Consider the following 24813-nt stretch of genomic DNA (forward strand, 5'->3'; position numbering starts at 1 on the left):
GTTATTCTCCTTGCTCGTATACGGCGCGTAGAATATCACCTGCGCCTTGTGCAATAAGCTGCTCGGCAACGTCGCGACCAATACGATCGGCTTCATGGCGAGAGCCCTTTTGTTCCGCCTGAATAATTTGCGTGCCATTTGGGTCGCCTACTAAGCCGCGTAGCCACAGCGTGTCGCCCTCTAGTTCGGCATAAGCGCCTATCGGCACTTGGCAGCCGCCTTGTAAGGTGCGGTTCATCGCTCGCTCCGCCAACACACAATCGGCGGTGCTGGCGTGCGCGAGAGGTGCTAGTAATTGTTTTACGCGATCGTCGTCGCTGCGGCATTCAATACCAAGAGCTCCCTGGCCATTTGCGGGGAGCGACTGCTCTACCGGAAGAAACTGCGTAATACGCGGTTCGAGCTCAAGCCGGATGAGGCCTGAAGCAGCCAAAATAATAGCGTCGAACTCACCGTCGTCGAGTTTACGCAAGCGGGTTTGCACATTACCGCGCAGATCTTTAATCACTAAATGAGGAAACTGGGCAGCCACTTGGCAGCGCCGACGTAAGCTACAGGTGCCCACAACTGCGCCTGCCGGCAACGAGGCTAAATCGGGATAGTGGTTCGACACAAATGCGTCGCGCGGGTCTTCGCGCTCGCAAATAACCGCAAGCTCTAACCCTTCTGGAAATTCTACCGGCACATCTTTCATGGAATGCACCGCAATGTCTGCTCGGCCCTCGAGCATGGCCACTTCAAGTTCTTTTACAAACAAGCCTTTACCGCCTATTTTGGCCAGCGGTGTGTCTAAAATAACGTCGCCGCGAGTGCTCATAGGCAGCAGGATAACATTCAGGCCTTCATGCAAGGCCTCTAGCCGGGCTTTAATGTGCTCGGCCTGCCACAAAGCAAGTAAGCTTTTACGGGTTGCAATGGTGAGTGTTTGTTGAGTAGTCATGATGCTCCAATTACGGTGAAATTATATTCAAGCAGTAACTCCTGCTCGCCGCCAACCACCAATACACGCCATTGGCCAATCATTTGTGGCGAAATATGTTTCGAAGAAAAGGTACGCCAGTTTTCGCTGCCAACGGGTAAGCTTACTTCCGCTTCTAAGTTGTCTTCGTAAAACCATAAATGGGTAATGCTTTGGCCGGGTAAGTTGGTTACTTGCGTGAACAGCAGCAGTTGCTGGTCCGCTTTGCCGCTATGCACATAGGTATGACCGAGTTCACGGGTTGGTTCGCGATCACGAATATTGTCGGTTAGCGCAAACCGTGCAATGTGGTTTTCGTTCCATGAACCAACCTCGGAGCCCTCAAGTGCTGGCGTTTGAGCGAGAGGAGCTTGCAACGGAGCCAAGAACAGCAGGCTAGCGCACAGAACAGTAAACCAACTTCGCATATGTTGACCTTTCATCCTTAACTCCTTACACGCCAACGGGTGACAAATAGCGTGCTGAATGCGATTATAAAGCCTATCTAAAGCCTAGTGTAACGTGACTTATGAAAAAACGCACGAGCCGAACAGCGCTCCTACTTACCGCACTTTTTTTTCTAGCGGCTTGCGGCCAGAAAGGGCCGCTGTATTTGCCAGAGCCCGCACCCACGAATGAACAGCCGGCCAACAACAACGCCGCAAATGAATGAAGTGAGGCGCATGTCTGATTTTGAATTTAAAAATAACGTAATGCATGCGGAACAAGTACCCTTACCGGCACTTGCTGAGCATTACGGAACACCACTTTTTGTGTACGCAAAGGCAACCATAGAACGGAACTGGCGGTTATTTACCGAGCATTTGCCGCCGCCGCATCGGGTTTGTTACGCGGTAAAAGCCAACAGTAACTTAGCTGTGTTGCAAACCTTAGCGCGCTTAGGGGCGGGTTTCGATGTGGTTTCCGGTGGCGAAATTGCCCGTGTTTTAAAAGCCGGCGGTAAGGCTGAGCGTATTGTATTTTCAGGGGTTGCAAAGTCTGATCTTGAAATAGAAGAAGCGTTGCAAGCTGGAATTGGCCAATTCAACGTAGAAAGCGTTACTGAACTGGAACAAATTAGCCGTATTGCAGTAAACAAAGGCGTTACGGCTCCGGTGTCGTTGCGTGTTAACCCCGACGTCGACGCCAAAACGCATCCCTATATTGCAACGGGCTTAGAGCGAAATAAGTTTGGCATAGCAATGGCTGATGCCTTGCCCGCCTATGAACTTGCACAGCGGTTGCCCGGCTTAACTATTGTCGGTGTAGACTGTCATATTGGCTCACAGCTTACTGAGCTACAGCCTTTTCTCGATGCGATGGACCGTATGCTAGCGCTTATTAGCGAATTGGCCGAGCGGAATATTTTTATTAAGCATTTAGACATGGGTGGTGGTTTGGGTGTGCGCTATCAAGGTGAAACACCACCACCCGTGGGTGACTATATTCAGGCGTTGCTCTTCAAGCTAGAACAGTATCGCGAGCAAACGGGGCGTGAATTAGCGCTCTATTTAGAGCCGGGGCGCGCTATAGTGGCAAATGCCGGAATTCTGCTTACCCGCGTACAGTCAATTAAAGCGAATAAAATAAAACACTTCGTTATGGTCGACGCGGGCATGAACGACCTCTTGCGCCCATCGTTGTATCAAGCTTGGCATAACATTGTTAATGTAGAGAACAAGCTTGGCGTTGCTGTACAAGGTGACATTGTGGGGCCAGTATGCGAAACCGGTGACTTCTTAGGCCAAGACCGAACATTGATAGCAGAGGCGGGCGACTTGTTGGCGGTGCATGGGGCCGGGGCTTACGGTTTTGCCATGAGCTCTAACTACAATTCAAGGCCACGCCCAGCTGAAGTTTTAGTGTCGGGAGAGCAACATTTTGTGGTGCGCGCACGGGAAACGCGCGAAGACCTATGGCGAACAGAAACGCTTTTACCATAACTCAGTTGGCGTAGCGCTGAAGCCAACAACTGGAAGGCAAGAATGCAACTTCATTTTTCGAAAATGCAGGGTTTAGGAAACGACTTTATGGTGATCGACAATGTCACCCAGAATGTGTTTTTCAACCCTGAGCAAATCAAACAACTTGCCGACCGGCATTGCGGGGTTGGCTTCGACCAGCTTTTAGTGGTTGAGCCGCCCTACGACCCAGAGGTAGACTTTCATTATCGTATTTTCAATGCCGACGGCACCGAAGTAGAGCAGTGTGGCAACGGTGCGCGTTGTTTCGGTCGCTTTGTACGCATGAAAGGTTTAACCAATAAAAATACCATTGTGGTGTCAACCAAGGGTGGAAATATTCGGATTAAACTTGAGGGCGACAACCAAGTGAACGTAGACATGGGTAAGCCAAAATTCGACCCGCAACACATTCCATTTAAAGCCAATAAAGAAGAAGTAACCTATATCTTGCGTGCCGAAGAGCAAACGTTTTTGTGTGGCGCGCTGAGCATGGGCAACCCGCATTGTGTTATGTTGGTGGACAACGTGCGAGAAGCGCCAGTGGCGCAAGTGGGAGCTTTGCTTACCCAACACGAACGGTTTAGCGAGGGCGCGAATGTTGGCTTTCTGCAAATTACCGGCGAACGAAGCGCGCAACTGCGGGTATTTGAGCGCGGCGTGGGTGAAACGCGCGCCTGTGGCACCGGTGCTTGTGCCGCGGCAGTGTGGGGCATACGGCAAGAAAAACTAAGTTCACCGGCAACCATTAGCCTACCCGGTGGCAGTTTAACCATTAGTTGGCAGCCGGGCCAAAGTGTGTGGATGCGGGGCCCAGCGGAACATGTATACGACGGAACTATAAATTTATGAATGAGCAAAACTCATCGGCAGAACAACTCAATCAATCCTTGCTCGACGCAGAACTGGTTATCGAGTATCTCGAGCAACACCCGAATTTCTTTGAGCAACACCCGCAGGTGCTCGCCAACATGAATGTGCGGCATCAACAGGCGGGGTCTGTGTCGTTGGTTGAACGCCAGCAACGTATTTTGCGCGAACAAATTGTTGCATTGCAGGAAGAAATAACCGCTTTAATGTCGAACGCCCACCGCAATGAAAGTATTTTTAGAGGCTACAGCGCCTTGTATGTGGAATTGCTAAAGTGCGAGAGCTTGGAGCAGGTGCTCGCCAGTTTAGAAAAAACCTTTCACGAACAACTTGGTTTGCCGGGTTTAAGTTTAAAGTTTTTCGACAGCACCATGGCGCTTCCCGAGCAATTTACCTTTACCTCCGACACGCACAAGCAACTGTTAAGCAAACGGTTTCAAGAAAAACCAATTTACATGGGCCGGCTCAGCAAAGAGGAGCAGCAGTTGCTGTTCGGCAATGAGCCTATCGAGTCAGTTGCACTGGTGCTTTTGGGCCAGCAGCAAGAGCTTGGCATGTTAGCGTTTGGCTCTAAAGACGCCGCTCACTTTGACCCCGACATGGATTACTTGCTAATTACTCAATTGCAGGCGTTATTGAGCGTAATATTGCCTCGCCTTCTTCAGGAGTAGCTATGTTACAACCACGGGTCGACGCTTTTATTGACTATTTAGCCCAGGTGCGTGGTTATTCCCTTCATAGCGTTGCCAGTTATCAGCGCCAACTCAATGCCGTTGTGGGTGACCTGGAGTCGCTTGGTACGTCACAGTGGGCGCAGTTAAACGTAACCATAGTAGAGCAGTTGGTGCTCTTGTGGCGTCGTAAGCGGGCGGGCATTGCCACTATTCAACAACGATTATCGGCTTTGCGGTCTTTGTGCCAAGAGTTAATTCGCCAAGGTGAGTTAACTTCGAACCCGGCTGCCTTAGTGCAGGCTCCAAAAGCAGGCAAACGTTTACCGCGCAACCTCGACATTGACAGCATGATGCGCTTGCTCGATATCGAACCGAGTGACGATTTAGCCTTGCGCGATCGGGCTATGTTTGAATTGTTTTATAGCAGCGGTTTGCGGTTATCTGAGTTGGTGAGTTTGAACGTAACGGATTTGGGCCAGGATCGTGAATTAAGGGTGTTAGGGAAAGGCAAGAAAACACGCGTTGTGCCGGTAGGTAAAGAAGCCGAACGCTGGTTAAACTTATGGTTGAAAGCCCGCAGCCAATGGGCTGGTGCAAATACCCCGGCGCTCTTTCTGAGCAAAAAGCAAAGCCGCATTAGCGAGCGGTCAGTACAGCAACGGCTCAAGAAATGGGGCCTTCTGCAGGGTATAGCCGACAACGTTCATCCGCATAAATTGCGCCACAGCTTTGCCACCCACGTGCTCGAGTCGAGTCGCGACTTACGTGCGGTACAAGAACTGCTTGGCCATGCCAACCTCAGCACTACACAAATTTATACTCAAGTAGACTTTCAACACTTAGCGAAGGTTTACGACGACGCGCACCCGCGCGCAAAGAAAAGGAGTACCTAGTATGGCTTGGCTGCTTCATCGCCGTTTAGCGCCCTTTCAAGCAATAAGCTTCGACCTCGACGATACACTTTATGCAAATGCGCCGGTAATGCGCAAAGCCGAACAGCATGTGGCCGATTTTATCGCCGATCAATGGCCGCAAACCGCCGAATACGACGCGAAAGCATGGCGTACACTGCGTGATCAAGTTGCTGCTGAAAATTCTGAATTGGCGAGTGATATGACTGCTCTACGCATGGCAACTTTAAGCCGCGGATTACAAGGTTTTGGAGTAAAGGAACCCGAACATGCCGCTGAAATGGCCATGGCGGAATTTCTTATCGCGCGTAATCAAGTTGATATTGCTCCCGAAGTGCATGAGCTGCTGGCGAGCTTGGCGGCTACATACCCACTTGTGGCGATCAGTAATGGTAATGCCGACATTCGTAGAATTGGTCTAAGCGACTATTTCACTGGCACCTTCCAGCCAGGCGAGGGGCGCCGAGGTAAACCGTACAGCGACTTATTTGAGGCGGCGACGGCGCATTTGAAATTGCCCGACGCTCGGCAGTTATTGCATATTGGCGACCACCCCATAAGCGATGTGCAAGGCGCGTTGCGTTTTGGTGCGCAAGCCATTTGGTTACAGCCGGAAGGCCGTGCGGTACAACCGGAACTTGCGGCAAACTGGTTACCACACGCCACCTTGCATAATCTGCAAGCATTACGGCAGTTGGTGGAGTAACGCGGAATTCGCCATAAAACCGCCGCAGCGGACAACCACTACTGGTTGCATATACAGTTTCAGGCCAGTAGACTTGCACTAATTTTCTAGCCGAGTAGGTATACCCATGGACGTTTCTCATTTATTAGACGGGCTTAATGATCGTCAGCGCGATGCGGTGAGCGCAGAAGAGCGTCATATGTTAGTACTCGCGGGCGCGGGCAGTGGTAAAACCCGTGTGTTAGTGCACCGTATCGCTTACTTAATTCAGGTCATGCAATATTCGCCGCTGTCGATTATGGCGGTAACCTTTACCAATAAAGCGGCGGCAGAAATGCGGGGCCGGGTAGAAAAACTGCTTGGCCGCGGCGTACAAAAAATGTGGATGGGTACCTTCCACGGGCTGGCGCATCGGCTGCTCCGCGCACATTACCAAGACGCGGGGCTACCACAGAACTTCCAAATCCTCGACAGTGACGACCAGGCGCGGTTGGTAAAACGCACCATGCGCGCCTTGAATCTGGATGAAAAACAATGGCCAGCAAAGCAAGCGCAATGGTATATCAATGGCAAAAAAGACGAAGGCTTAAGACCGCAACATATCGACGCTTACGACGTTTCTGAGAAAACCCACAAAGAAATTTATACCGCGTATCAAGACGCGTGTGATCGTGCTGGGCTCGTCGATTTTGCCGAGCTACTGCTGAGAGCGCATGAGCTACTACGCGACAACAAGTATGTGCGCGAGCATTACCAGCGTCGGTTCCGCCATATTTTGGTCGACGAATTCCAAGACACCAACTCCATTCAGTACGCGTGGGTGCAGTTAATGGCGGGAAACAGCAACTATGTAACCATTGTCGGCGACGACGACCAGTCGATTTATGGCTGGCGCGGTGCGCAAGTGGAAAACTTACAGCATTTCCTGCGTGACTTTCCTGCTGCCGACACTATTCGCTTGGAACAGAACTATCGGTCGACCAGCACCATATTAAAAGCTGCGAATACCGTGATTGCCAATAACGCAGACCGTTTAGGCAAAGAGTTATGGACCGAAGGGGCGGAAGGCTCGGCCATTTCCTTGTATGCCGCTTTTAATGAGCAGGAAGAAGCACGTTATGTGGTGTCGCGAATTATGCAATGGCAAGACCAAGGGGGAGCACTCAGCGACGTGGCGATTTTGTATCGCAATAACGCGCAATCGCGGGTACTTGAAGAAAGCCTTTTGTACGCACAAATGCCTTATCGCATTTATGGTGGATTACGCTTCTTTGATCGCCAAGAAATTCGCGACGCGTTGGCTTATTTGCGTTTGATTAGCAACCGCGACGATGACGCCGCTTTTGAGCGGGTGGTGAATACGCCAACCCGTGGCGTCGGTGAGCGCACCATTGGATTATTGCGCGAGCAAGCCAAAGCCGAGGGCATCACTTTGTGGAAAGCAGCACGGAAAATGGTCAATGAGCAAATACTCACCGGCCGCGCGCGCTCGGCGGTGAATGGCTTTATTGAACTGGTTGCACGGCTAACTGAGCAAACAGAAAACAAAAGCTTGTCGGCGCAAACCGACACTGTGCTGCACGGGTCAGGCCTTTTGGCTATGTATGAAGCAGAGAAGAGCGACAAAGCGGAAACGCGGGTGGAGAACTTAAAAGAGTTGGTGAGTGCCACCGACTCCTTTGTACCCACAGGTGAAGAGGGTATGACACCGCTAGCAGAGTTCCTCTCGCACGCGGCTTTAGAAGCTGGAGAGGAACAAGCCGATGCGCACCAAGACGCCGTGCAGCTCATGACCTTACACAGTGCTAAAGGTTTGGAATTCAAATTAGTGTTCATGACGGGCATGGAAGAAGGCACATTTCCATCTCAGCAGTCCACAGCGGAGTCGGGCCGCCTCGAAGAAGAGCGTCGGTTGTGCTACGTAGGTATGACACGCGCCATGGAGAAGCTAGTGCTTACTTACGCAGAAAGCAGACGTTTGTATGGGCAGGTTAATTATCACCGGCCGAGTCGTTTTTTAAGTGAATTGCCAAGCGAATGTGTAGACGAAGTGCGGGTGAACTCTCGGGTCGAGCAGCCTGTGTCACAACGCAGTCGTTTTCATACTAGTGCGTCGCATGAAAGCTTTGAAGACACTGGATATCGGCTTGGGCAGCGGGTACTGCACAGTAAATTCGGCGAAGGCACTGTACTGAATTACGAAGGCATTGGCCCACAGAGCCGAATTCAAATTAACTTCGACGACGTGGGCAGCAAGTGGTTAATGGTTGCTTACGCCAAGCTTACCGCGCTTGAGTAGGCGTATTCCCGTGCGTATTTTCGGCCGAAGTGCGCAACGCGCGTGCCGCGGCTCTGGTTTGCCGATGGGTTTTTAATGCGTCGTAGGAATACAACGCTAGCGCCGCCCAAATAATGACAAAGGTTACCGCTTTGTCGGCGAGGAACGGCTCGCCGTATACGAACACCGCAAGCAGGAACATGAGGCTGGGGCCAATATACTGGAAGAAGCCTAAGGTCGAGTAGCGTAGGCGTTGTGCCGCTGCGGTGAAGCATAATAACGGCACCGTGGTTACCACCCCTGCCATCACGAGCAACAGGTTCAGCTGCCAACTATTGAGCAGTAAATTACTGGTGGCGCTGCCGGTAAACCAAGTGAAATAAATCAGCATTACTGGAAGCAGCAACATAACTTCCAACCAGAGGCCAGTCATAGAGTCGAATGGAAGTTTTTTGCGTAGCGCACCATAGGTGGCAAAAGATGCGGCTAAGGTAAGTGCTATCCAAGGCACGGATCCAAAGGTAATCACCTGAATGAATACCCCTGCAGCGGCCATGGCTACGGCTATGATTTGTAGTTTCCGGAGCCGTTCGCCGAAAAATAACATGCCAATAGCAACATTCAGTAAGGGGTTAATGTAATAGCCCAAACTGGCGTCGAGAATAAAGTCGTTGGCCACCGCCCAAATAAACAAAAACCAGTTAAACCCTATTAAGACCGTCGCTAAACCTAATACCATGAGTTGCTTGGGCGACCGAAATGCGGCTACTACACGATTTAGCTTTTTGGTCGCCAGCAAAAGTAAGAACACTAAACCAAACGACCAGAAAATCCGGTGCGCCAGCACTTCCATGGCGGGCACATGGCTAATGGACTTGAAGTATATAGGTGCGACACCCCAAATGGTGTAAGCAGCAATAGCGAAAAAAACGCCGTGTTTAGCGCGTTGCGCTTGTACGTCGGAGCTGGTCATGGTGTCGGTTTACCTGCCGAGTAGAAAAATAAAAGCAAAACGCAATGGGCAGAGTTAGCCCACCATATAGGTACCGGTGCCAAAGGCAATCATAATGCCGTCTTGGTTGTGCATTTCCATGCGCGCTACCGCAACTTTGTTGCCCGAGCGAATAATGGTTGCGGTGCAAATAAATTCGTCGCCACGGCCCGGGCGCAAATAATCAACGCGCAGGTCGATTGTGCCAACCCTACTCATGCGCTGAATTATTTCTTCTGTTGGCGTGCTGTCGGCGAGGCGCTCTATTACGCTAGCAAGAATAACAGTACCGCCCACGGTGTCGAGTGCGGTAGCGGTAACGCCACCATGTAAAATGCGCTGCGGGGTGTTACCAACAAGTTCATTTTTCCAATGAAAACGAACCTCTGAACGCTCCGAAGCGAACTCCGTAATACGCAACCCGAGTAATTGCTGAAACGGAATTTGCGTGTTCATATAATTCGAAATTTGCTCAATCAAGGCAGAAGAATGTGCAGAAGAAGACATATGCTCATGGTTATTCTGAATTGGGCTGATTACAATAGAGAGCTACATTGGTTTAGTCAACGCGAAAGCGGGCGACTGGATGTATTTCTTAGCCGAAACATTGGCGTTGGCTCAGCACGTCTAACAAGTGAGAATTCATGTCTGTATCCGAAATAGAAGCCGTAACTCAAGAACCGCAGCAGGATCTCGCAGAAGCAAGGCGGTTGTTACAGTCTGTTTTTGGTTACAAGAGCTTTCGTTTTGGTCAAGAGGCGATCATTCGCCAAGTGCTCGCCGGCGGCGACACCCAAGTGTTGCTTCCTACCGGTGGCGGTAAGTCGCTCTGTTATCAATTGCCGGCGTTGCTATTGCCGGGGTTGACCATTGTGGTGTCGCCATTGGTGTCGTTAATGGACGACCAAGTTGCGGCATTACAAGCGCTCGGTATTCCCAGTGCTGCCATTCACTCGGGTATGCAGCCAGTAGATGTTATGCAAACGTTTCGTGGTATTCATGCGGGTGAAATAAAACTTCTGTACCTTGCTCCAGAGCGCGTATTACAGCCGCACTTTCTGGAGCGCTTACAAGAGGTGCAAGTGAGCCTAATTGCGGTAGACGAAGCCCATTGTATTTCACAGTGGGGCCATGACTTTCGGCCTGAATATGGCCAGCTTGGCACGTTACGCCAATGGTTGCCCCAAGTACCTATTTTAGCGCTTACCGCCACTGCAGATTCGGTAACCCGTGCCGATATCGCCGAACGGTTGCAATTGCGTGAACCGAGAGTTGTGCAAGGCTCGTTCGACCGCGCAAACATTCGCTACTTAGTACAGGAAAAATTTAGTCCGCAGCAGCAAGTGGCTGATTATGTACTCAAACAACGGGGTGCCTCCGGCATAATTTATTGCGGGAGCCGCAAGCGTACCGAGGAGCTGGCTGAAAAGCTAATGCGCGAAGGGGTTCGCGCGGCGGCCTACCATGCAGGGCTCGCCCACGACGTGCGGCAGTCGGTGTTGTACCGGTTTTTGCGTGACGACCTCGACGTGGTGGTAGCCACCGTTGCCTTTGGTATGGGTATTAATAAGCCAAACGTGAGGTTCGTACTGCATTATGACCTGCCGCGTAGCATTGAGGCCTATTATCAAGAAACCGGCCGCGCCGGTCGCGACGGCGCGCCCGCAGAAGCGGTCATGTTTTACGAGCCAGGCGACGCACGTTGGATTTGGCGGTTATTAGAAGAGCATGACGAAACGCCTCAGCTACGGGTAGAAAAACAAAAGTTTCATGCCATGACGTCTTTTGCAGAGGCGCAAACATGCCGGCGTTTGGTGTTGCTCAATTATTTTGGCGAATACCGCGACCAAGCTTGTGGTAACTGCGACTTGTGCTTAGATCCGCCAAAGCAGTACGACGGCACGGTGGACGCACAAAAGGCATTGAGTTGTGTTTACCGAACAGGCCAACAATTTGGTGTGCAACATGTCGTAGACGTACTGCGCGGTAGTCATAACCAAAAAGTGAAGCAGCATGATCATGAGCAAATTAGCACTTTTGGTATTGGTAAAGACAAGTCGCCCGAGCATTGGGTTTCTGTACTGCGGCAACTTATTCACCGCGGTTTACTCGCCCAAGATATTCGTTTGCATAGCGCTTTACAGCTTACCGAAGCGGCAAGGCCTGTGTTGCGAGGCGAAATCGCTTTAACCTTAGCAGAGCCACGTTTAGCGGCGTTGAGCAAAACCGAGCTAGTGAGTGATCGGGGCCAGCACGACAAGGCATTATTCAGAAAACTTAAAGCATTGCGCAAAAATATTGCAGAGCGAGACGGCGTGCCGCCCTTTGTTGTATTCAGCGACGCCACGTTGCAAGAAATGGCCTTGTTGCTACCCACCTCCGCCAGTGAAATGCTTGCTGTGTCTGGTGTGGGGCAAGTTAAGCTCGACCGCTATGGGCTTATTTTTATTGAGGCCATTGGCAATTATTTAGCGGAAAACCCAATTCCGCAGTAAATTAATAAAAGTTTCGCATTGTCATAATCCTGCAACGTTCTACACTTACTCTTGATCTTGAAAATCTGTCGGCGAAGTTTGTTAGAAACACGCGTAAAAGTCACAAAAAAGACATGAAACTGTTCAAAAAGTGTCATAGAATACGCGCGTTTTAGTTCTAAGGTAATATCCGGTAGTTATTACCTTCGGCGTATGAACTTCAAAGCACTTAATCTCACACACAAACTATGCAGGTAAATGGCATGACTAAGACGAAACTGACCCGTATTGCAACGGCAGTAGCGCTAACCCTCGGTCTGTCTGGTGTAGCAATGGCGGAAACTTCTTCCTCTATGCGCGGCCAGGTAGTTGGACCAGCAGGTCAAGTAGTCGCTGACACGCGCATCATCATCGAACACATTCCTTCAGGTACTCGTACTACGGCTGTAACCAACAGCTCTGGTATTTTCGTAGCTGGTGGTCTTCGTGTAGGTGGTCCATATCGCGTAATCATCGAGTCTGACTCCTATGAAGGTCAAACTCTGGAAGATATCTTCCTCCAACTTGGTGACGCTTATCGCTTGAATGCTCAGCTTGAAGCGCGTCAAGAGCAATACGAGCGCATCACGGTTACAGGGCGTGCAGTAAACTTCACTTCACTACAAGCTGGCTCTTCAAGCACTTGGGGTGAAAACGAAATTCAAACATTGCCAACCTTTGACCGCGATTTGAAAGACATCGTTCGTCAAAACCCGCTTGCTACCGACCTAGGTGATGATAATCGTTCTTTGTCTGTTGCCGGTAACAACCCGCGTTTCAACAGCATTACTGTTGACGGTATTGGCCAGAACGACGACTTCGGTTTGAACTCTGGTGGTTACCCAACCAACCGTTCACCCATTTCAATTGACGCCATTGAGCAGGTATCAATTGAGTCTGTACCTTTTAACGCGCGCTACAGTGGTTTTACGGGCGCACGTATCAACGCTGTTACGCGTTCAGGTACTAACGAATTCACTGGCTCTGTTTTCTATGAGTATGCAGGCGACGATTTAGCCGGTAATCCGAAAGCAAGCCGTTACACGCCAAACGGAAGCCGTCCGCAACTCGACTATAAAGAAGAGAGCATGGGCTTCAGCGTTGGTGGTCCTTTAATTAAAGACAACTTGTTCTTCTTCTTGAACTACGAGAAGTACGAAGAGCCAACATCTATTGCACAAGGCCCTACTGGTTCTGCTGCGGTTGAACAGAAAGACATCGACCCGTCGGTAATTTCTGAAGTTCAGCGTATTGCAAGCGAAGTGTATGGCGTAGACGCAGGTGACTGGAATGTTCAGCCTGATCAGAAAGACGAAAAAATCCTTCTGAAACTCGACTGGAACATTAACAACGATCACCGTGCAGCCTTTACTTACCAGCGCGCAGAAGACCAAGCGGCGAACAACACCACTACCGGTGGTAACTCGAGCTTGAACCTGCAATCTCGCTGGTACACGCGTACGCAAGAAATGGACAACTACGCGTTGCAAGTGTACTCAAACTGGTCAAACAACTTCAGTACTGAGTTTAAATACTCAGTAAAAGATGTTGTGACTGGTCAAGACCCGGCTTTGGGTTTGAACATGGGTCAGGTTGAAGTTCGCTTTACTGAAGAAGAGAACAACGGCGGCCCAGACGGAACAATCAATATTGGTCCAGATCGTTCACGCCATGCTAACCAGCTAGAAACTAAAACCACTGATTTGCAATTACATGGTGAGTACCTACTCGACACCCACCACATTCAATTTGGTTTCGAGCAACAAGAAATCGACGTATTCAACTTGTTCGTACAGAACTCTTTGGGTGTTTTCCGTTTCTTAAGCTTAGAAGACTTTGAAAACCGTTTTGCGGATCAAATCCAGTATCAGAACGCGTTCACTAACGTAACGAACGACGGTGCAGCATCGTTTAAATACGGCAGCACAGCGTTGTACTTGCAAGACACGTGGGATGTAACGTGGGACTTAACCTTGAACTTCGGTTTACGCTACGAGCGCTTCAATTCAGACGATCGCCCAGCGTTTAACCAGAACTTCTTCGACCGTTATGGCTTCAGCAACACCAACAACATGGACGGTTTAGACTTGTTGTTGCCACGCTTTAGCTTTAACTACGAGTGGACAGACAACATCACGGTACGCGGTGGTATTGGTCAATTCGCAGGTGGTCGCCCGAACGTATGGATTTCGAACGCATATTCAAACGACGGTGTAACTATTGTTGCAGCGCCAAACTTGAACGACGTAGAAAACGCAGACATTACCAATGTTCCTCAGGAAATGCGTGATGCACTTGCGTCTGGTGACGGTAACACCACACCAATCGACCCGAACTTCAAAATGCCTTACGACACGCGCTATAGCTTAGCGGTAGACTACAGCGACTTGAACCTTGGTTTCTTCGGTGAAGGCTGGTTCGCGTCTGCTGAATTTATCTACACGGAAAAAGACCGTGAAGTAGCGTGGACTAACCTTACGAAAGTAGCATTACTCGACGACCAAGGTAATCAAGTGACTTCAATGGGTGGGCGCCCGTTGTATGTAGGCTGGGACCCGCTTGCTGGCGATCGTCCTACAACTATCGGTGGTTATAACACTAACCGTTACGATATCTTGTTAACCAATGTGTCAGGTGGCCGCAGTATCATCTCTACCTTTACTTTGGGTAATGCATGGGACAACGGTTTGAGCTTCCGCATGAGCTACACCAACCAAGACGTAGAAGACATTACGGCGGGTGGTTCATCTACTGCGCACTCGAACTACAACTATCAAACAGCTGTGGACAAGAACAACCCAGAAGTGGGCCGTGCGTCTTACGAGATCGAGCATCGCTTAATGGCGACCTTGAACTACAGCACTGAGTTCTTCACTGGCTATAAAACCAACATGAGCTTGTTCTGGGACCGCACGTCTGGTCGCCCGTACAGCTACGCGTTGGATGCGTATAACTTCCGTGGCTTCGGTGACGGCAGCTCACAGAACTTGTATCGCTCAACCAACTACTTGCCATACATTCCTACCGGTGCTGACGATCCAAACGTTCGTTACACTGGCGGCTTAACGTATGAAGAGTTCGCGGGTTGGTTACAAGCTGCAAACCTAACGCAATTCGCGGGTGGCTATGCAGTGCGTAACGAAGGTAACCGTGGTCCGTGGAACACCAACCTAGATTTCCGCTTCGAGCAGGAAATTCCAGGCTTGTTCAACAACCACCGTGGTTCAATTTACGTAGACATTCGTAACGTGTTGGCTATCTTCAAAGACAACCAACGCCATACAGTTAGCTTCTCAGACACCGGCATACGCTTAGCGTCTATCGGTATCGACACAGAAACTGGTCAGTATATCTACGGCAACCCGTTCCAAGGCTTTGACGACACAGCGCGTTCAGCAACAAACTACAACGCTCGTGCCTCTACTTGGACTGCGAAAATTGGTGTTCGCTACCGCTTCTAATAAGCGCGTAAGCTAAAAACCAAATAACCAAATACAAACGGCTCCCTCGGGAGCCGTTTTTTTTTCGGTGCGGAATGTGCGGGGTGCCGTACCTACGGTGGAACCGGAATCGTAGGCGCGTGCCTTCTTTTGCGTAAAGGCCGCGCGTAAACCCATGCCGGAATTCGAAATTGTGGAATGTACGGCGGTGCCGTACCTACGCGCGCGCGGTGCCATCTTAGGCGCGTGCCTTCTTTTGCGTAAAGGCCGCGCGTAAACCCATGCCGGAATTCGAAATTGTGGTAGGTACGGAGGTGCCGTACCTACGCGCGTGCTGCTTTTGCTTAAGGTCGGCGTGCGGGGTCAGAGCCGTGGGGGCGGTCCAAGCTCCCCGGCACTAAAGGTTGTACCGGATTACGTTGAAGTAACTGGCGTAATACCTGAATGCCGCGCTCGAGCTGTGCATCCTGGCCGTTAAAGGTGGCATGAGGTAAGTTGTCGACATAAATGTCGGGTTCAACGCCATAACCTTCCACAACCCAAGTGCCGTCCATCGCGTGGGTGGGCGTTTCAGCAACTCGCGCTACGCCGCGATCGGCCAGTGTGTTACGACCCGAGAGCCAAACGCCCGCGCCTGCTGTGCGGGTACCAACGAGAGGCCCTAAGCCAAGAGTTTTAACGCCGCCGGAGAAGGTTTCTCCGTCGGAGTAGGTAAGCTGGTCGGTTAAAACGACCAATTGCCCGCGGAAGGTTTGCTGCATATTGGTATAGCCTTCGCCTTGGCGGGGCTGCCAGAACATCCACGCGCGGCGTAGCAGCTTTTCAATAATCCAGCTGTCGATATTACCGCCTCGGTTACGGCGTACATCGATTACCAAACCATCTTTATCAACGTTGGCATAGAACTCTCGCGCAAAGCTCGCCACGTCGTTAGGCCCCATGGCATACAAATGTAGGTAACCATATTTCCCGTCACTGGCCTCTTCAACCTTGGCTCTATTGCGCTGCACCCAGTCTTCATAACGTAATCGGTGATCACGTTGAATACTCACCGGCTCAATAATTTGGCTCCAGCGGTCGTTACCGTTCTGAAGCTCTACTCGCACTTGTTTACCAGCTTGGCCACGAATAGCTTGTGTTAAGTCACCTAAATGGCGAACAGGCTGGCCGTTAATATGTGTAATGACATCGCCAACACTGGCTTTTACGCCCGGCTGGGCGAAAGGTGCTGCGTCTGCAGGTAAGTCTGGGTCGGTTTGATAAATGTGCTCAATTTGCAAGCCGTTACGGTGTTGCGCGAACGCTGCCCCTAAACTTGCAGCAGAGGCTTTTTCACTGCGCTCAGAATACTCGCCGCCGCGAACCTGAGAATGCAAAACGCTCAGTTCACTTAATAACTGGGAAAATAAGTCGTCGAGCTCATGCCGATCGGTAAGCCGAGCCACCAAAGGCATATAGCGTTCCCGCATTTCATTCCAGTCTACGCCGCGCATATTGCGGTCGAACAAGAAGTCGCGATGCATAAGCCAAGCGTCGTGGAACATTTGCTGCCATTCATGCTGAGGGTTTAACGCTATGCTCCACTGGCTTGCAGCGAGCCGCGCACTAGTTAAATCGCTCGGTGCGGCGGCCCCTGCGTCAACCACAAACATGTCGGTTGGGTTGCTGCGGCGGAAAAACAAACGTTCGCCGTCGTTCGACAGTTGATAACTGGCCACGTTTGCGGCGAAAACGTCACGTTTAACGTCGGTTTGCGCAAACGGAATTTGCATTAAGTTCGGTGCACTTTGAGCCGCTCGCGCTTGTACGTAGAGCCGGTCCGCATTAGCACTCAAGTTATAGTAGTTATCGGGCTCTACCGGCACTTGCCATTGACGCTCATCAATATTTTGCCAATCCACACGGCTGGCGTTTCTGCGGGCATTGCGTTCTTCCAATGCGGCTTCGTTGTTGCAATGCACAACTTCGGTGGGAGCGGCAAAGGGGAAGCACGCTTGGCGTTTTAGCGAAACGGCCATAATTTGCGTGCGCCGATCGAAAAAAGCACCCATATTGCGGTCACCCCAAGGGCTACCTGGTTGTGGCCTGAAATTACGGTCGGAAAGGAAATAGAGCCAGTTGCCGTCGGCGCTAAATGCTGGCGAATAGCTCTCGTACTTGTTCGAAGTTACAACTTCTGTGCGTTGCTCTCCAAGTGAATATAAAAGTACTTGGTTGCGACTGTTTTCAAGATCAACCCGACTAAAGGCGAGTAGCGCGCTGTCAGACGACCACACCACGTCATTCATAGGAGAGTGACCGAAAGCGCCAGAGTAGATCTTCTGGTTGGCTTTGGTTTCTAGATTCAGTAACCACAAGTTACCGTCTTTATCGTCGTGCGCTATATACTTGCCATTAGGCGACAAATAGAGCCCCCAGCGGAAGGTAGAGCCATTGCTGGTAAGCTGTTCAGCTTGGTCACTGCCGTCGGCAGCAAAGCGCCAAATTTCGTTTTCACCCGTGCTGTCATTTATAGCATAAACCCATTTACCGTCGTGGCTCACAATTGCATTGCGTGAGCGGCTCTGATCAGGCGTGTTTACGCTAACCAACCGCCGAGGCGCCTTTGCCGCTAACGCAACTTGGCTTCGTGCAGTAATTACGGCCTGTTCGTTGGCACCGCCAAAACTCACATGGTTTAAATAGTCGAGGGGGTTGGTGAGCCAGCGCTCTTGCCGTTGGCGGAAATCGCTCACCAGTTGTAAATCAAGCGCAGTGCTTTCGTTGTTACTCAAATCAAGTGCATAAAAGTCGGCACCCCGTTGGTACACCACAGTTCCATCGCTCAGTGTTGCGTCCCAAATTTGCCAGTCGTTGTAGCGCGTGTGTTGGGTGTAATCGGCTTCGTTATTTGCGCCCGTTGCCGCTACGCTCCATAAGTTCGGTGTGCCGTCGGCGTCGCTAAGAAAATAAACGCGGCCATTGTAATACATGGGCTTACGCACCGAACCTGAATGGTGAGCCGTTAAATTAATGGCTTCTTCGCTTTCTCCAAGGGTAAAGCGCCAAATGTCCCCCATGGCTCCACCGCGATAGACGCGTGCATTATCACCTGTGGTTTGTAATCCAAAACGGGTAAAAAACAAGGTGTCGCCGTTACTATTCATGCTGCCTTCAATGGCATCAATTAAGGGTAAAGTGGTAACGGCTAAAGTGCTTGGGTTTACCGTGCGTAAAACCCATTGATTCGCAGGGCCCATGACATGATCGGTGGCATACATCAGCTCGCCGCTGGGTGTCCAACCCTGAATACGAACGCGGCTTTGTTCAAAGCTTACGCGTTTGGGTGTGCCGCCTTTTAGTGGCATTATATAGGCTTCGGGTGCACCCTCGTAGTTAGCGACAAAGGCAACATACTGGCCGTCTGGCGAAAGCGCTGCTTGATGCTCTTCTGCCTCGGTTGAGGTTAGGCGCTGCGGCGTGCTCTGCGCGAGAGTGGTTAGCCAAAGGTCGCCTTCGGCAGTAAAAACTAACTGCTCACCAACCAAGTGCGGTGCGCGAAAATAGCCGTCTTTGCTTTCAGGGGTAACGGCATTACTTGCGAATGCGGTGGGAACAAGTGCTGCACTGCCAAGGGCAGCGAGCACCGACATCGCCAAAAGGTTTAGGGATCGCTGCATAGCTCAGCTCCTTCATTCGGTAGGGTTTTACAGGTTAGGGTCCGCTCATTTTACCGAGCCCACCGGTCATGACCAGTTGCAAGGCCTCTGCGGGCTTCATGTCGACATTTCGGGTGCAGCTTTTCGGCACAATAATGGTGTAGCCCCCCACGTTGTAGGCCATGGGTAAAAACACCGCGAGTTGCTCTTCCTCGAGCAGCCCCGACATACGGTCACCTTTTATACCTGCTTTCTTCGTTACAATGCCAATCAATTCAACGTCGGATTGTGGGAGTTTAACGAGAACAACCGACTCGTCGGCAAAGTTCTTGCCGCTCATCACCTCAATAATTTCTTGTAGCATGCCGTACAGTTGGCTGGCGCCCGGAATGCGGAGCAACACCTTGCCGGGGAGCTGCCAAATAGAGCGAATACCACGTGTGTTGGCACTAAAACCAATAATAAACACAATGGCCAAAAAGGTGATTAAACCAAGCCCCGGAAAGTACCAATGTTCCGTAATAATGGCTTGTAAAATGGGGGCCGCCCAGCCCTCCATACTTGAAATCAGCCAATACAGTAGCTGCAAGGTAACGGCAACGGGCAGTACTATTCCGAAGCCACGTAACAGTGCCTTTCCGAGCATTTTCATAATCATTTCACCGCGTAAATAGTGTAATAAAACCAAGCACTAATAGTGCACAATTGGCGAGCCAAGACACCAGGAAGAACCACGTGCGGGGACTGGGGTTTTTTTCCGTTGCAATGGCGTAATAGAGCACCATGTGGGCAATACGGCCAATCACCATAATGGCGAGAAGCGTATGGACCCATAGTGGGTTCGAACCCACCAGAATGGCAAAAATAGCGGCACCTAGCATAGTGCCGAGGTTTTCTACTGTGTTTTGGTGTGTGCGCCACGCGCGGAACACAAAGCTACTATGACCGAGCTCTGCTGCGGGCGCTAAGCCAGGAATAGCGCCGGGCATTTTTGCTTTCGCGCCACTGGCCACAAACGATTGCACCATTACCACTGAAATAAGAATGCCAAGCCAAAGAAAGCTGCCGGTATAGCTTGTTAGATCAATCATAAAAACCCCTTTTTTAATTGTTGAACCACAGACTAGCGTATTTTCAGCCAAAGCGTTAGCGCCCTGGTTTTCGCAAAAGCACTACGTCGGCGCCAACGTATTCAATACGAAGCCCATAGTGGTTGGCGATCCATGCAAAGCTTGCTTCGGGGAAAAAACAAATATGCGTTGGGTCGGTGCTGTAACGCCATGTTGAAAACTCAGCGAGGCCTAATGGCCGCTGCGTCATAATGGCTAGCACGCCGTTTGGCTTTAACACCCTAAGTAAACGCTCGAGTTCATGTTGCGGAGCGCGTAAGTGCTCGAACACTTCAGTGGCGGTAATAAAGTCGTATTGCTGCTGCCACACCAAAGAGTTCTGTGCAAAATGAGGGTCGTACACCGCACATGGAAAACCCGCTTCTTCGAACATCAGGCTGAGCGCGGGGCCAGGCCCACAGCCGAAGTCTAAGCCGTTCGCTCCCGTTTCTAAACGCTCTGCCACAGGCGTAAAGGTGCGTGAGAGAAAAGAGCGGTAGCGGTGGTCGTGCGGGTTGTTCTCGTGTGTTGCATAAAATGCCACTTCTTGCGCCACGCTCACATGGGCATATTCGGGTACAAAAATGAGCGCACAATTTTGGCACCTAAAATAAGGCCTTTTGTTCATTTGCTTACGTGTGTCTTGCCACCAACTGTCGGTGTGTTCTGAACTGCACAGTGGGCAGTGAATTACCGTTGCCATAAAAAGAGTTCCGTGCTGATATAGGCCCTATGCTACCCATAAGCTTCGTATTATTCACGGCTATTGCCTATTTAGTCTTGTTATTTACTATCGCCTCACGCGGTGAACACCGAAAACAAGACGGTGTTCGCCCTTGGCGCTATACCCTTGTGCTTGGCGTGCACTGTACCACGTGGGCCTTTTACGGCACCATTACGCAGGCCGCCCATTATGGCTGGAGCTTTGCGCCCACCTATGCTGGCGCTATTTTGGTGTTTTTATTCGCACACGTCCTACTCTTGAAAACCTTAAAAGCCGTGCGCGACTATAACTTAACCTCCATAGCCGACTTTATTGGCTCTCGCTATTCGCGTTCGCATGGAATTTCTGCCGTAGTTGCGGTTATCGCACTTATTGCGCTGGTGCCTTATATTTCGCTGCAATTACGCGCGGTTGCGGCAAGTTTTTCCGCGGTAACGGGTATCGACGCAACCCGAATTCCTTGGTTTACCGATATTGCCGGTGCAGTCGCCTTAGCCATGATCGGCTTTTCAATATTATTCGGTGCACGCAGGCTCAGTCTGGCGGAAAAGCACCCAGGCTTGATGGACGCGGTAGCCTTTGAGTCGGTGGTGAAGCTTGTTACTTTTGCCATTGTGGGTGTGTTTGCCACCTACTACTTATTCGACGGGTTTAATGACCTGTTGGTTCAAGCGGCCCAGAACAGCGTGACACAAGACATGTTAGTGAATAAGCCCAACGGTATGTATGTGTATATCACACACATGTTGCTGGGTGCTTTGTCTATGTTTGTGTTGCCGCGCCAGTTTCATGTGAATTTTGTCGAGAATAATCACCCCGATGAACTCAACGCAGCCCGCTGGGGCTTTCCGCTGTACTTGTTTGCCATGAACCTGTTTATTCTGCCGATTGCCTTAGCTGGCGGTTTATTGGTTCCCGAGTTTCGTAACCAAGACACTTTCATGCTCGCGCTGCCGGTTACTTTGGGCTACCCCGCTATTACTATGGTAGCTTTTTTGGGTGGGCTAGCTGCCGCAACCAGCATGGTCATTATGGCTACGCTGAGTTTGAGTATTATGATTTCAAACGACGTAGTCACTCCCCTCTGGCTGAAATTCAAACGCGGTGGTAACCGCGCATTAAGCCTCACGCCAAAAGTAGTGCTTACCATTCGCCGTTTGTCGATGGTGGTGATTATTAGCTTGGCTTATCTTTATCATACGGCGACCGAAAGCGGTATGCCGCTGGTGAGCAACGGCCTTATTGCTATGGCGTTGCTGGCACAGCTGGCACCGGCGCTACTCGGTGGTACGTTATGGCAGCGAGGGAATAAATACGGCGTTATCGCTGGGCTTCTGGTCGGCACTTTCACGTGGTTTTTGCTGTTGCTGTTACCGTCGTTTCAAACCGCTGTAGAGCAGTCGCTAGCCGCACCTAGTGCGGCACTAACCGACCTCACTATTAGCCATGGTGTTATGCTGAGTTTGCTGTTAAATATCGGTTTGTATGTGGTGTGTTCGCTGCTATTTTCGGTTTCCAACGCTGAGCAAGCGCATGCCAAACGCTTTGTTGCCCCAGGAAGCCCGCGTGAAACCCGCAATAGCGAACAGCAAATTACTTGGGGGCGTTTACGTTCGGTACTCACACGATTTATTGATCAGCAAGACGCCACACGGCTGGACCAGCGACTTGGCTTGGCGATTGGTTCGGCGCCGGCCGACGGCCTGGTGCCGCCCTCGGTGCTGGTGCGAATTGAGCGCGAACTGGCGGGTGCTATTGGTAGTGCGGCGGCGCGATTGCTCCTCGACGCGCTCGCTCGACAGTCGCGGGTAACCGTAGAGGAAGTGGTAGACTGGGCTTCCGAAGCGTCGGAGCTTTACCGCTTTAACCGCGAACTTCTGCAAGCCTCGGTAGAAAATATTCCGCAAGGCATTAGTGTTATCGACAGCGAGCTTCGTTTAGTGGCGTGGAATCGGCGCTATATTCAAATTTTCAATTACCCAGAGGGATTTATACAAGCCGGCATGCCGGTACTCGAAATTCTGCGTTACAACGCCGAGCGTGGTTTGTTTGGGCGGCCGGATCACGACATTGAAGCGGAGGTTGAGAAACGGCTGAATTATTTGCGCTCAGGCAGCAGTTACCGTTACCAGCGCAGCCAAGGCGACGGCAAGGTCATTGAATTACAAGGCAGCCCAATGCCAGACGGAGGCTTTGTAACCACATACACAGACGTAAGCGAATTGGTGGCGGCGCAAGAGGAACTTAAACGTATAAACGTAGAGCTTGAGCAACGTGTTGAAGAGCGCACCCATCAATTACTCGAGGCGAAGCAGGTTGCAGAACAAGCGCACCAAAGTAAGTCGCGCTTTTTTGCCGCGGCAAGTCACGACTTAATGCAGCCCTTTAATGCCGCCACCTTATTTTGCGAAATGTTGGTGCAACGTACAGCCGGCGAAGCGCACCATTTTGCTCAGCAAATTCATCGGTCGCTGCAAAATGCAGAAGAACTGCTCACTATGCTGCTTGAAATGACTAAGCTCGACTCGGGCACACTGCAACCCGAAATACGCGAAGTGGCGCTTTCTGAGGTTATGCTGCCGCTGGTCGACAGCGTGAAGGTGCTGGCGCAAGAAAAAGGCATTGAATTTAAAGTGTTTTATTCGTCGGCACGGGTTCGTACCGATACCAAGCTTTTGCGCAGAGTGCTCCAAAACTTGCTGTCGAATGCGGTGCGCTATACCGACAAAGGCAAAGTGCTCATGGGTGTGCGCCGGCGAGGTGATTGTATAGAAATTCAAATTCTCGACACCGGCAGAGGCATTCCCGTTGAACAACAACACGAAATTTTTAATGAATTTCACCAACTCGAACAGAATGAAGAGAATCCGGGGCTAGGGTTAGGCTTAGCTATTGTGGAGCGCATGTGTCGCCTGTTGAATGTGCCGTTATTATTGCGTTCAGAAGTAGGCCGTGGCACTTGCTTTAGCGTACGTGTACCAGTGTGTGGTTGGCAGCGGCAAGTGCCACAAAGCGTTGCTCGCACTGCGCTTGATCAGCAGCCGCTACTGTTAAAGGGTAAATGTGTATTGGTGGTCGACAACGACCAAGCGGTGCGAGAAGCGTTAAGCTCATTGGTGCAAAGTTGGGGGGCGCATGTGTTTGCCTGTCAAACTCTTGAGCAAGCCCTTGCGTTGGCTGAGCAACCACAGCTTATGCTCGTAGACTATCACCTCGACGACGGTAAAGTAGGTGTAGAGGTGATCGCTGCGCTGCGCGAGAAATGGCAGCTCCATATTCCTGCAATTGTGAACACTGCTGATCCCAACGAAGCTGTGCGTGAACATGTGGTGAGTGCAGAAGCGCTCTTCTTACCCAAGCCGGTAAAGCAAGCCGCGTTAAAGCGGCTCATCAAGCGTGTCGGTGTTTGAGTCTTCGCCAGCACGCAACATATCGCGAAAAATAACGCCTGCCTGTGTACGGTTAATTACGCCTAGCTTGCGTAAAATAGCAGAAACATGCTGTTTAATGGTGGTTTCCTGAACCTGCAGTTCCCAAGCAATTTGCTTATTCAATAAACCGTCGGCAATGCAGCTGAGCACCTTAAATTGTTGCGGCGTAAGCTGTTCAAGGCGCGCGGCAAAGTCTTCACTTTCGGTGTCTGGCTCGTTGGCGGGCGTTTGTTTTAAGTGTTCCGGCAACCAGTTGTCGCCACTAAGTACAGCTTCTACCGCATTTTGCAGCATAGGCAAGGGTGCCGACTTGGGCACATAGGCACTGGCACCAAAGGCCATGGCGCGACGAATAACGTCTTGGTGCTCGTTTGCAGAAACAATTAACACCAGAATGTCGGGAAATAAGTTACGTAGAGTGGTTAATCCCGTTAGGCCCTGATTCCCGGGCATGTTTAAGTCGAGCAAAATAATTTCTACTTGGCGTTCATGCTCAAGTAAACCGAGCAAGGCGGGGAAGCTTTCGGCTTCCAACACGTCGCTGCCAAGGGTTTCCGACAGTGCTTGCTTTAGCGCTGCTCGAAAAAGTGGATGATCGTCTGCAATAATGGCTCTAGCCATGGTATCTCT

General features: G+C 50.9%; 19 protein-coding genes. 10 read left to right on the forward strand and 9 right to left on the reverse strand.

All coding sequences use genetic code 11. From position 1 onward, the window contains the following. Window position 1: 1 nt before the first annotated feature. On the reverse strand, window positions 2–940 hold the full coding sequence (gene hemC, locus DQW12_RS08930) for a hydroxymethylbilane synthase (RefSeq protein WP_113907520.1): 939 nt from the start codon (window positions 938–940) through the stop codon (window positions 2–4). Further along, a complete protein-coding gene (locus DQW12_RS08935; RefSeq protein WP_113907521.1) occupies window positions 937–1401 on the reverse strand; it encodes a DUF2914 domain-containing protein in 465 nt (154 codons plus the stop codon). The genes hemC and DQW12_RS08935 overlap by 4 nt, the downstream gene beginning before the upstream one ends. 86 nt (window positions 1402–1487) lie before the next feature. Between DQW12_RS08935 and lptM the strand changes: the two genes are divergently transcribed. The 7 genes from lptM (at window position 1488) to uvrD (ending at window position 8358) form a co-directional block, all read left to right on the forward strand. Continuing rightward, window positions 1488–1631 carry an LPS translocon maturation chaperone LptM gene (gene lptM, locus DQW12_RS08940; RefSeq protein ID WP_113907522.1) on the forward strand — a complete coding sequence of 48 codons (144 nt, stop codon included), beginning with the start codon at window positions 1488–1490 and terminating at the stop codon, window positions 1629–1631. Window positions 1632–1641: 10 nt separating this feature from the next. After that, on the forward strand, window positions 1642–2901 hold the full coding sequence (gene lysA, locus DQW12_RS08945; RefSeq protein WP_113907711.1) for a diaminopimelate decarboxylase: 1260 nt from the start codon (window positions 1642–1644) through the stop codon (window positions 2899–2901). A 42-nt stretch (window positions 2902–2943) separates the two neighbouring features. After that, window positions 2944–3771: a diaminopimelate epimerase gene (gene dapF, locus DQW12_RS08950; RefSeq protein WP_113907523.1), complete on the forward strand. Its 828-nt coding sequence runs from the start codon at window positions 2944–2946 to the stop codon at window positions 3769–3771. After that, window positions 3768–4460 carry a DUF484 family protein gene (locus DQW12_RS08955; RefSeq protein WP_113907524.1) on the forward strand — a complete coding sequence of 231 codons (693 nt, stop codon included), beginning with the start codon at window positions 3768–3770 and terminating at the stop codon, window positions 4458–4460. Before dapF ends, DQW12_RS08955 begins: the two co-directional genes overlap by 4 nt. A 2-nt stretch (window positions 4461–4462) precedes the next feature. Beyond that, the gene (locus tag DQW12_RS08960) at window positions 4463–5356 is read left to right on the forward strand and encodes a tyrosine recombinase XerC (protein WP_113907525.1); all 894 of its coding nucleotides are present in this window, start codon (window positions 4463–4465) and stop codon (window positions 5354–5356) included. Between the two features lies 1 nt (window position 5357). After that, window positions 5358–6080: an HAD-IA family hydrolase gene (locus tag DQW12_RS08965; protein WP_113907526.1), complete on the forward strand. Its 723-nt coding sequence runs from the start codon at window positions 5358–5360 to the stop codon at window positions 6078–6080. A 106-nt stretch (window positions 6081–6186) separates the two neighbouring features. Next, entirely contained in the window at window positions 6187–8358 is a 2172-nt protein-coding gene (gene uvrD / locus DQW12_RS08970) for a DNA helicase II (protein ID WP_113907527.1), read from the forward strand. On the opposite strand, the gene rarD is transcribed toward uvrD, so the two are convergent. Continuing rightward, window positions 8342–9310, reverse strand: coding sequence for an EamA family transporter RarD (gene rarD, locus DQW12_RS08975; protein ID WP_113907528.1), 969 nt, complete (start codon window positions 9308–9310; stop codon window positions 8342–8344). The two genes, uvrD and rarD, sit on opposite strands and share 17 nt — an antisense overlap. 54 nt (window positions 9311–9364) lie before the next feature. Beyond that, complete coding sequence (locus DQW12_RS08980; protein WP_113907529.1) at window positions 9365–9835, reverse strand: thioesterase family protein; 471 nt, start codon at window positions 9833–9835, stop codon at window positions 9365–9367. Between the two features lie 137 nt (window positions 9836–9972). Here DQW12_RS08980 and recQ point away from each other — a divergent pair, with 137 nt between their 5' ends. Then, entirely contained in the window at window positions 9973–11823 is a 1851-nt protein-coding gene (recQ, locus tag DQW12_RS08985) for a DNA helicase RecQ (RefSeq protein ID WP_113907530.1), read from the forward strand. 242 nt (window positions 11824–12065) lie between these two features. Then, window positions 12066–15302 (forward strand): TonB-dependent receptor, encoded by a 3237-nt coding sequence (locus tag DQW12_RS08990; RefSeq protein ID WP_157957888.1) that lies wholly within the window; start codon window positions 12066–12068, stop codon window positions 15300–15302. Between the two features lie 323 nt (window positions 15303–15625). On the opposite strand, the gene DQW12_RS09000 is transcribed toward DQW12_RS08990, so the two are convergent. The 4 genes from DQW12_RS09000 to DQW12_RS09015 are packed head-to-tail and all read right to left on the reverse strand — an operon-like array spanning window position 15626 to window position 20731. After that, entirely contained in the window at window positions 15626–18940 is a 3315-nt protein-coding gene (locus tag DQW12_RS09000) for a S41 family peptidase (protein WP_232819937.1), read from the reverse strand. A gap of 34 nt (window positions 18941–18974) precedes the next feature. Beyond that, a complete protein-coding gene (locus DQW12_RS09005; protein WP_113907712.1) occupies window positions 18975–19571 on the reverse strand; it encodes a DUF502 domain-containing protein in 597 nt (198 codons plus the stop codon). Window positions 19572–19578: 7 nt separating this feature from the next. Beyond that, window positions 19579–20010 carry an MAPEG family protein gene (locus tag DQW12_RS09010; RefSeq protein WP_113907534.1) on the reverse strand — a complete coding sequence of 144 codons (432 nt, stop codon included), beginning with the start codon at window positions 20008–20010 and terminating at the stop codon, window positions 19579–19581. A 55-nt stretch (window positions 20011–20065) separates the two neighbouring features. Next, on the reverse strand, window positions 20066–20731 hold the full coding sequence (locus DQW12_RS09015; RefSeq protein WP_113907535.1) for a class I SAM-dependent methyltransferase: 666 nt from the start codon (window positions 20729–20731) through the stop codon (window positions 20066–20068). Between the two features lie 29 nt (window positions 20732–20760). Here DQW12_RS09015 and DQW12_RS09020 point away from each other — a divergent pair, with 29 nt between their 5' ends. Further along, window positions 20761–24162, forward strand: a complete 3402-nt coding sequence (locus tag DQW12_RS09020) for a PAS domain-containing hybrid sensor histidine kinase/response regulator (protein WP_113907536.1) — start codon at window positions 20761–20763, stop codon at window positions 24160–24162. On the opposite strand, the gene DQW12_RS09025 is transcribed toward DQW12_RS09020, so the two are convergent. After that, window positions 24130–24804: a response regulator transcription factor gene (locus DQW12_RS09025; protein WP_113907537.1), complete on the reverse strand. Its 675-nt coding sequence runs from the start codon at window positions 24802–24804 to the stop codon at window positions 24130–24132. The two genes, DQW12_RS09020 and DQW12_RS09025, sit on opposite strands and share 33 nt — an antisense overlap. Window positions 24805–24813 lie beyond the last annotated feature (9 nt).

This window comes from Aliidiomarina celeris, assembly GCF_003316875.1.
Classification (GTDB): domain Bacteria; phylum Pseudomonadota; class Gammaproteobacteria; order Enterobacterales; family Alteromonadaceae; genus Aliidiomarina; species Aliidiomarina celeris.

Excerpts from the sequence above, each read along its gene's own strand:
- hemC (WP_113907520.1), bottom strand. The coding sequence starts at position 940 with ATGACTACTCAACAAACACTCACCATTGCAACCCGTAAAAGCTTACTT.
- DQW12_RS08935 (WP_113907521.1), bottom strand. The coding sequence starts at position 1,401 with ATGAAAGGTCAACATATGCGAAGTTGGTTTACTGTTCTGTGCGCTAGC.
- lptM (WP_113907522.1), top strand. The coding sequence starts at position 1,488 with ATGAAAAAACGCACGAGCCGAACAGCGCTCCTACTTACCGCACTTTTT.
- lysA (WP_113907711.1), top strand. The coding sequence starts at position 1,642 with ATGTCTGATTTTGAATTTAAAAATAACGTAATGCATGCGGAACAAGTA.
- dapF (WP_113907523.1), top strand. The coding sequence starts at position 2,944 with ATGCAACTTCATTTTTCGAAAATGCAGGGTTTAGGAAACGACTTTATG.
- DQW12_RS08955 (WP_113907524.1), top strand. The coding sequence starts at position 3,768 with ATGAATGAGCAAAACTCATCGGCAGAACAACTCAATCAATCCTTGCTC.
- DQW12_RS08960 (WP_113907525.1), top strand. The coding sequence starts at position 4,463 with ATGTTACAACCACGGGTCGACGCTTTTATTGACTATTTAGCCCAGGTG.
- DQW12_RS08965 (WP_113907526.1), top strand. The coding sequence starts at position 5,358 with ATGGCTTGGCTGCTTCATCGCCGTTTAGCGCCCTTTCAAGCAATAAGC.
- uvrD (WP_113907527.1), top strand. The coding sequence starts at position 6,187 with ATGGACGTTTCTCATTTATTAGACGGGCTTAATGATCGTCAGCGCGAT.
- rarD (WP_113907528.1), bottom strand. The coding sequence starts at position 9,310 with ATGACCAGCTCCGACGTACAAGCGCAACGCGCTAAACACGGCGTTTTT.
- DQW12_RS08980 (WP_113907529.1), bottom strand. The coding sequence starts at position 9,835 with ATGTCTTCTTCTGCACATTCTTCTGCCTTGATTGAGCAAATTTCGAAT.
- recQ (WP_113907530.1), top strand. The coding sequence starts at position 9,973 with ATGTCTGTATCCGAAATAGAAGCCGTAACTCAAGAACCGCAGCAGGAT.
- DQW12_RS08990 (WP_157957888.1), top strand. The coding sequence starts at position 12,066 with ATGACTAAGACGAAACTGACCCGTATTGCAACGGCAGTAGCGCTAACC.
- DQW12_RS09000 (WP_232819937.1), bottom strand. The coding sequence starts at position 18,940 with ATGCAGCGATCCCTAAACCTTTTGGCGATGTCGGTGCTCGCTGCCCTT.
- DQW12_RS09005 (WP_113907712.1), bottom strand. The coding sequence starts at position 19,571 with ATGAAAATGCTCGGAAAGGCACTGTTACGTGGCTTCGGAATAGTACTG.
- DQW12_RS09010 (WP_113907534.1), bottom strand. The coding sequence starts at position 20,010 with ATGATTGATCTAACAAGCTATACCGGCAGCTTTCTTTGGCTTGGCATT.
- DQW12_RS09015 (WP_113907535.1), bottom strand. The coding sequence starts at position 20,731 with ATGGCAACGGTAATTCACTGCCCACTGTGCAGTTCAGAACACACCGAC.
- DQW12_RS09020 (WP_113907536.1), top strand. The coding sequence starts at position 20,761 with ATGCTACCCATAAGCTTCGTATTATTCACGGCTATTGCCTATTTAGTC.
- DQW12_RS09025 (WP_113907537.1), bottom strand. The coding sequence starts at position 24,804 with ATGGCTAGAGCCATTATTGCAGACGATCATCCACTTTTTCGAGCAGCG.